This window comes from Microbacterium sp. Kw_RZR3, assembly GCF_029222405.1.
GTDB lineage: Bacteria > Actinomycetota > Actinomycetes > Actinomycetales > Microbacteriaceae > Microbacterium.
Window position 1 is genome coordinate 1 of the sequence record NZ_JARHXC010000036.1, and the last position, 7129, is coordinate 7129.

The following is a 7129-nucleotide window of genomic DNA, read 5'->3' on the forward strand; positions in this document are numbered from 1 at the left end:
AGGGGAGACCGTACGAACGACGGCGCCGCACCCCCGAGGGAGTGCGGCGCCGTGCGGACGAAGGGCTGGTCAGCTGATGAGCAGCAGCTGGTGACCCGCCGACACCGTCGTGCCGGGGCTCGCGTCGATGCCGGCGATCGTGCCGTCCTTGTGCGCCTGGATGGGCTGCTCCATCTTCATCGCCTCGAGCACGACGACGAGGTCGCCCTTGACGACCTGCTGGCCCTCCTCGACGGCGACCTTGACGACCGTGGCCTGCATCGGCGACTTCACCGCATCGCCGGTGGCGCCGGCGGTGGGGGAGGCTGCGTGCGAGCGCCGCGACGGCGGGGCGGCGGCCGGACGCCCGGGCTTGGCTGCGGGAGCCGCGATGCGGTCGGGGAGACTGACCTCGAGGCGCTTGCCGCCGACTTCGACGACGACGGTGTGCCGACCCTGCTCCTCGGCGGGGGCCTCGAGCTCGCCGTCCCACGCGGGGATGTCGTTCACGAACTCCGTCTCGATCCAGCGCGTGTACACGCCGAACTCGCCGTTCTCGGCGGTGAATGCGGGGTCGCGCACGACCTTGCGGTGGAAGGGCAGCACGGTCGGCATGCCGGCGACCTCGAACTCGTCGAGGGCGCGGCGCGAGCGCTCGAGCGCCTCGGCGCGGTCGCGGCCGGTCACGATGATCTTCGCGAGCAGCGAGTCGAAGGCTCCCGAGACGCTGTCGCCCGCGGTCACCCCGGAGTCGAGACGGATGCCGGGGCCGCCGAACGTCTTGAAGACGTGGATCGGGCCGGGCTGCGGAAGGAAGCCCCGGCCCGGGTCTTCGCCGTTGATGCGGAACTCGATCGAGTGGCCCGTGGGTGCGGGGTCGTCGTACCCGAGCTCCTCGCCCTCGGCGAGGCGGAACTGCTCGCGCACCAGGTCGATGCCCGTGACCTCTTCAGAGACGGGGTGCTCGACCTGGAGGCGCGTGTTCACCTCGAGGAACGAGATCGTGCCGTCGGCGCCGATGAGGAACTCGCAGGTCCCGGCGCCGACATAGCCGACCTCCTTGAGGATGGCCTTCGACGCCGAGTAGAGGATGGCGTTCTGCTCGTCGGTCAGGAACGGCGCGGGCGCCTCCTCGACGAGCTTCTGGTGGCGGCGCTGCAGCGAGCAGTCGCGCGTGGAGACGACCACGACGTTGCCGGCGGCATCCGCGAGGCACTGCGTCTCGACGTGGCGCGGCTTGTCGAGGTACTTCTCGACGAAGCACTCGCCGCGGCCGAACGCCGCGACGGCCTCTCGCGTGGCCGACTCGAACATCTCGGCGACCTCGTCGAGCTCGCGGGCGACCTTGAGACCGCGTCCGCCTCCGCCGTAGGCGGCCTTGATGGCGATGGGGAGGCCGACCTGCTCGGCGAACGCGATCACCTCGTCGGCACCCGAGACGGGGCCGGGGGTGCCGGGGGCGAGCGGGGCGCCGACCTTCTCGGCGACGTGACGCGCGGTCACCTTGTCGCCGAGCGCTTCGATCGCGTCGGGCGAGGGGCCGATCCAGACCAGACCCGCGGCGATGACGGCGCGAGCGAAGTCGGCGTTCTCGGCGAGGAAGCCGTAGCCGGGGTGCACGGCGTCGGCACCGGAACGACGGGCGACCGAGAGGATCTTCTCGATCGACAGGTAGGTGTCGGCGCTCGTGGAGCCGTCGAGGGCGTACGCCTCGTCAGCCAGGCGGGTGTGCAGGGCGTCGCGGTCCTGATCGGCGTAGACGGCGACGGAGGCCTTGCCCGAATCTCGGGCGGCGCGGATGACTCGGACGGCGATCTCGCCGCGGTTGGCGACAAGGACCTTGGCGATCTTCGGCATCCTCCCAGCCTATCGAGGGGGTACCCCGGTCTTTTGACCCTCCTCGACAAGAAACGCCGAAAAACGTGTGCGGGACCCTACGAACGATTCCAGAGGTCCGTCCACGAGACCCCGAGCTCGCGGACGAGTCGGCGCACCGTCGACAGCGACATTCCGACGACGGTCGACGGATCGCCCTCGACTCGCTCGATGAAAGCGCCGCCGAGACTGTCCACGGTGAACGCCCCGGCGACCAGCAGCGGCTCGCCGCTGGCGACATAGGCGGCGATCTCGTCGTCGTCGACGTCGGCCGCGAAGGTCACGCTCGCCTCGGCGACCGCGTGCGCCTCGGTCGGCGCAGCGCCGGGGGTGACGCGGAACACGCTGTGTCCGGAATGCAGCACGCCCGTCCGCCCCCTCATTCCGCGCCAGCGCTCCGTCGCAGCTTCGGGCGTGTAGGGCTTGCCGAGGATCTCGTCGCCGAGTTCGAACATCGAGTCGCCGCCGATCACCACGCCGTCGAAGCTCGGGTCCTCCTCGTGCAGACGGAAGGCGACATCGGCGGCCTTGCGTCGCGCGAGGAGCAGCACGTGCTCGGGAGCGGGAAGGCGCCGACCGTCCGCTTCCTCGACCTCCGCGATCACCGCCTCCTCGTCGACCCGGGGCGCTCGCGCCTCGGGCTCGATGCCCGCCTGCCGCAGGAGCATGAGACGAGCGGGAGAAGTGGATGCCAAGCACACGCGCATGCGTCCACGGTAGTCATCGCGGCCCTCGCTGTTGACTCCGTCCCGGTACCGGACCCTTCGACGGGCTCAGGGTCCTGGGGCCGCGGTGGTCGGCATGTCGAAGCCGCCGGACCTTTCGGGGGCCCGGGTTCTCACGGCGGAGGTGGCTGAGCCCGTCGAAGCCGCCGGACCCGGCGGCAGACGCAGTGTCCTCGCGGCGGAGGTGGCTGAGCCTGTCGAAGCCACCGGCCCGGCGATCTCCCGGCCGCGTGTGACAGGCTCGGACAATGCACGACGGCGACCTCATCGATCTCGACATCACCGGCATCGCCCACGGGGGAGTGTTCGTCGGCCGGCACGAGGGCCGCGTGGTCTTCGTTCCCGACACCCTTCCCGGGGAGCGCGTCCGGGCGCGCGTCACCGACACGCGCAAGAAGGCGTTCTGGCGGGCCGACGCCGTCGAGGTGCTCGAGGCGGCTCCCGAGCGTCGGCGGCACGTCTGGGCGGCGGCCGACATCGACGTGGCGCCCGAGGACCGTCCCGGTGGGGCGGAGTTCGGACACATCGAGCTCGGGCATCAACGACGACTGAAAGAGCGCGTGATCCGCGAGGCTCTCGAACGCGTGGGCAAGCTCGACCTCTCGGTCGACGTGCGCCCGGCCGGTGCCGCCGACGATGTCGAGGCGGCGGACGGCACGGGTTGGCGCACGCGCTTGAGCCTGCACGTCGACGAGGGAGGTCGGGTCGGCGCGTACGCGGCGCGCTCGCACCGCGTCATCGAAACCCTCGATCTGCCCTTGGCCACGGCGGAGGTCGAGCGTGCCGCTCTCGCCGTGCGCGGAGCGCGACCCGGCCGTGTCGACCTCGTGCAGCCGGCCGACGGGCGCGTGCGGGTGCTGGCGCGTCCGGACGGCGACCGCTCGCGTCCGACCCCCGAGGTCGTCGAGGAGCGGGTCGGCGAGCGCCTGTTCCGGGTGGATGCGGGAGGTTTCTGGCAGGTGCACCGGCTCGCCGCGCGGACCCTGACCAGTCTCGTCAGAGACGAGCTGACGGCGGCGGGGGGAGTCGACCCCGAGGGGCTCCATCTCGACCTCTACGGCGGTGTCGGCCTGTTCGCGGCGACCCTCGCCGAACTGGGCGGTTCGTCGACGCGCGTGATCAGCGTCGAGTCCGACCCGCGCGCGACCGAGCACGCCGGCGAGAACCTCGCGGAGTGGATCGGGGCGCGGGCCGAGACCGCCCGGGCGGATCGTTTCGTCGCGTCGCTCGCCGCCGGTGCGTCGGAGCGGGAGCGCGAGCGTCTCTCCCACGGCGTCGTCCTGCTCGATCCGCCCCGCGCGGGGGCCGGGCGCGAGGTCGTCGAGGGCATCGCGGCGCTGGCGCCCGCGACGGTGGTGTACGTCGCGTGCGACCCCGTCGCGCTCTCGCGCGACCTGGCCACCTTCGCCGAACACGGCTACGTCGCCGCGAACGGCATCCGCGGCGTCGATCTCTTCCCTCACACCCACCACGTCGAAGCGGTCGTCGTTCTGCGCCGATGACCCGCCGACCGGGGGATGTCCAGGCCCTGCGCTGAGAAATCCCGTGGATACGATGAGGGGATGACGCGCGTCGCCCTCATCGATGATCACGAGTCGGTTCGTCTCGGTCTCGAGGCGGCGCTGACCCAGACCGCCGCGACCGAAGTCGTGTTCTCGGGCGCGAACGTCGCCGCGTACCTCGACTGGCGTCGCGCAGCGGTCGAGTCCCCGGCCGACGTCGTGGTTCTCGACCTCACCCTCGGCGACGGCACGACCGTCTCCGAGAACGTCGACCGGGTCGTGCGCGACGGCTCGAGCGTGATCATCCACAGCGTCGCCGACCGCCCGGCGGCCGTGCGCGAGGCCCTCGCCGCGGGAGCGGCCGGCATCGTGAGCAAATCGTCGCCGACGCACGAGGTGCTCGGGGCGATCAGGACGGTTGCTCGCGGCGACCTGCTCGACAACGTCGAATGGGCCAGTGCCGTCGAGGGCGACCGCGCCTTCGCGGACGCTCAGCTCTCCGCTCGCGAGCGAGAGGTGCTGCGCCTGTACGCGGCGGGACTGCCGCTCAAAGCCGTCGCGGAGCGACTCGGCGTCGCGTACTCCACCGCGAAGGAGAACATCACGCGGGTCCGCGTGAAGTACGTCGAGGTCGGCCGTCCCGCCCCGACGAAGGTCGACCTGCTGCGGCGGGCGATGGAGGACGGCATCCTGCAAGACGCCCCCGAAGCCGGGAACGATGCCTGAGAACCTCCGCTCGGAGGCCCAGCGGACGGTTCTCGAAGAGGCCTGGGGGAGGATTCCGCACTCGCGCGAATCCAGCGACGACCCCGGCTCGTTCACCCAGAAGCGCATCGAACGCGTCCTGACGATCTTCGTCGGCCCTGCCTCGCTCGCCCTCGGGTCCCAAGCGCTCGTCGCGGCGTTCGGCCGGGCCGACGAGCGCGACGGCTGGCACCTCCCGTTGGTGCTCGGGGTGTTCGTGCCGCTCGCCGCGATGATCGTGGCGTGCGCGGTGGGGCGGTTCGCTCGGCTGTTCACCGGACTGTTCGCCGTCGTCTTCATGGCCGCTCTGGCGCTCTGGCCCCTCGCGACAGCCGGAGGGCCACCTCCGTCGCCGTTGGAGAACCCCTGGATCTTCTACCTGATCAACGTCGCGACGGTGGCGGCCGTGGTCGCCTTCCCGATGTCGCTGCAGATCGTCTGGACGGTTGCCGCTCCTCTTCTCTTCGGTGTGGTGCGGCTGATCCAGGCCGGCGGCCGCAGCGAGTTCTTCGTCCCCGTCGCCCTCGACGTCTCATTCGCCTTGATCCTCGGCAGCGTCCTGGTGACGTTGGTCTGGATGTACCGCTCGATCGCCGCTCACGTCGACGAGACGCGCGCGCAGGCGGTGTCGAGCTACGCCGAGGCGGCCGCCACGGCAGCGACGGAGAACGAGCGCGTGGCGGTCGCCGCTCTCATGCACGACAGCGTTCTGGGAGCGCTCCTCGCGGCTGAGCGGGCCTCGACGCCTCGTGAACGCACGCTCGCGGTGAGCATGGCGCGGGAGGCGCTGACCCGCCTCGCGAACGCCGAGAAGGACGCCCTCGAGGGCAGCGACGCGCCGGTGGATGCCGCGCGCCTCGCCGACGACATCGAGGCGTCCGCACGCGACTTCGGAGTGAACCTCACCGTTCGACGGCGATTGGAGGATGCCACGCCGCGTGTCCCCGGACGCGTCGCGCGCGCGCTCGTCCTCGCGGCCATGCAGGCCGTCGCCAATGCCGTGCAGCACGCCGAAGCCCGAGGGCTCGCGGTGGAGGTGTCGGGCTACGCCGATCCCGGGAGCGTCGTCGTACGGGTGCGTGACGCGGGTGCCGGGTTCGACCTCGACGCGATCCCGGCGGATCGCCTCGGCATCCGCGGATCGATCATGGCGCGCGTGACGGCGGTGGGAGGACGCTCGGACATCGAGTCCGGGCCCTCGGGCACGACCGTGACGCTCGAGTGGGAGAGCGGGGACCGCTGGTGACCGTCCGCGCCGTGCTGTCCGTGATCGCTCTCGCCTTCACGGCCTACCTCGCGGCGCGGGGTCTGCTGTGGACGAGCCCCGAAACGGTGGAGCGGGGCTGGCTGATCATCGCCGCTCTGGTGATCTACCTGCCGATCACGTGGCTGTGGATCCTGTTGCCCGGTTCGCGGCGCCCCGGCGCCCCGGTCGGGGCGCCGGGCGAGCGATCCACGATGCCAGGGTGGGCCGCGGCGCTCGCGCTCGTGGCGTCCGTCGTGGTGCCGAACGCGGCTTTCCTCGCCGCCGTGCCCGATGGGCGGACCCAACCTTTCGTCACGTGGGTCATCGGCGGTATCGGCGCCCTCATGACCATCGTCATGGTTCGGCACCGGCCGATCATCGCCTGGATCGGTATGGCGGCCCTGACGGTGTCGGCGTCCGTCTGGCTCGGCGTGGTCTCGGCCTTGAGCCTCGGGCTGGTCGGCTCGCTCGTCTGGGTGACCGTGGCCCAGCTCATGTCGATCGCCCTCGACCGCACCGCGCGTGACGCGGCTCAATTATCCGACCTGCAACAGGCGGCGTCCGCGTGGCAGGCGGCGCAGAGCGGCCGCCAGCGGGAGCGGCGACTGCACGTCCAGCGCGCGCTCGCGGTCGCCGGACCGGTGCTCGCTCGTGTGATCGAGACGGGCGGCAACCTCCGCCCGTCCGAGCGGGAGACCGCGCGCTCGGCTGAGCAGAGCCTCCGCGACGAGTTGCGGAGTCCGCGTCTGCTCGACCAGGGCGTGCGCGCGGAGATCGATGCCGCGCGGCGCCGGGGTTCGGCGGTCACTCTGTTCGATGAGGGTGGTCTCGACGGTCTCGATGCGCCGGCGCTGGGGGAGATCCGTGCAGAGCTCGCCGACATTCTGCGCGGCGCCGTGTCGGAGCGGCTCATCATCCGCACCTCGCCGCACAACGGGATCGCGGTCACGGTCGTGGGCCGCTCGACCGGCGAGGGTGCGGGCGGAGATGACGACGAGGTCGACCTCTGGCGCGAGATCCGTCGCCCGCGCTGACGATCGGGGAGTCGGCTCAGCGGG

The 7129-nt window shown here is 71.6% G+C and carries 6 protein-coding genes; 4 read left to right on the forward strand and 2 right to left on the reverse strand.

Annotated elements, in window-relative coordinates; genetic code table 11:
• Positions 1-69 precede the first annotated feature (69 nt).
• Together P2P98_RS01450 and P2P98_RS01455 are read right to left on the reverse strand one after the other, a co-directional pair.
• Positions 70-1836: a biotin carboxylase N-terminal domain-containing protein gene (locus tag P2P98_RS01450; protein ID WP_275796480.1), complete on the reverse strand. Its 1767-nt coding sequence runs from the start codon at positions 1834-1836 to the stop codon at positions 70-72.
• A 77-nt stretch (positions 1837-1913) separates the two neighbouring features.
• The gene (locus P2P98_RS01455; RefSeq protein WP_275796482.1) at positions 1914-2561 is read right to left on the reverse strand and encodes a Maf family protein; all 648 of its coding nucleotides are present in this window, start codon (positions 2559-2561) and stop codon (positions 1914-1916) included.
• A gap of 266 nt (positions 2562-2827) precedes the next feature.
• Between P2P98_RS01455 and P2P98_RS01460 the strand changes: the two genes are divergently transcribed.
• The 4 genes from P2P98_RS01460 to P2P98_RS01475 are packed head-to-tail and all read left to right on the forward strand — an operon-like array spanning position 2828 to position 7105.
• Complete coding sequence (locus P2P98_RS01460) at positions 2828-4081, forward strand: TRAM domain-containing protein (protein WP_275796484.1); 1254 nt, start codon at positions 2828-2830, stop codon at positions 4079-4081.
• Positions 4082-4141: 60 nt separating this feature from the next.
• On the forward strand, positions 4142-4807 hold the full coding sequence (locus P2P98_RS01465) for a response regulator transcription factor (protein ID WP_275796486.1): 666 nt from the start codon (positions 4142-4144) through the stop codon (positions 4805-4807).
• Entirely contained in the window at positions 4800-6071 is a 1272-nt protein-coding gene (locus P2P98_RS01470; RefSeq protein WP_275796488.1) for an ATP-binding protein, read from the forward strand. The genes P2P98_RS01465 and P2P98_RS01470 overlap by 8 nt, the downstream gene beginning before the upstream one ends.
• Complete coding sequence (locus tag P2P98_RS01475; RefSeq protein WP_275796490.1) at positions 6068-7105, forward strand: hypothetical protein; 1038 nt, start codon at positions 6068-6070, stop codon at positions 7103-7105. The genes P2P98_RS01470 and P2P98_RS01475 overlap by 4 nt, the downstream gene beginning before the upstream one ends.
• Positions 7106-7129 lie beyond the last annotated feature (24 nt).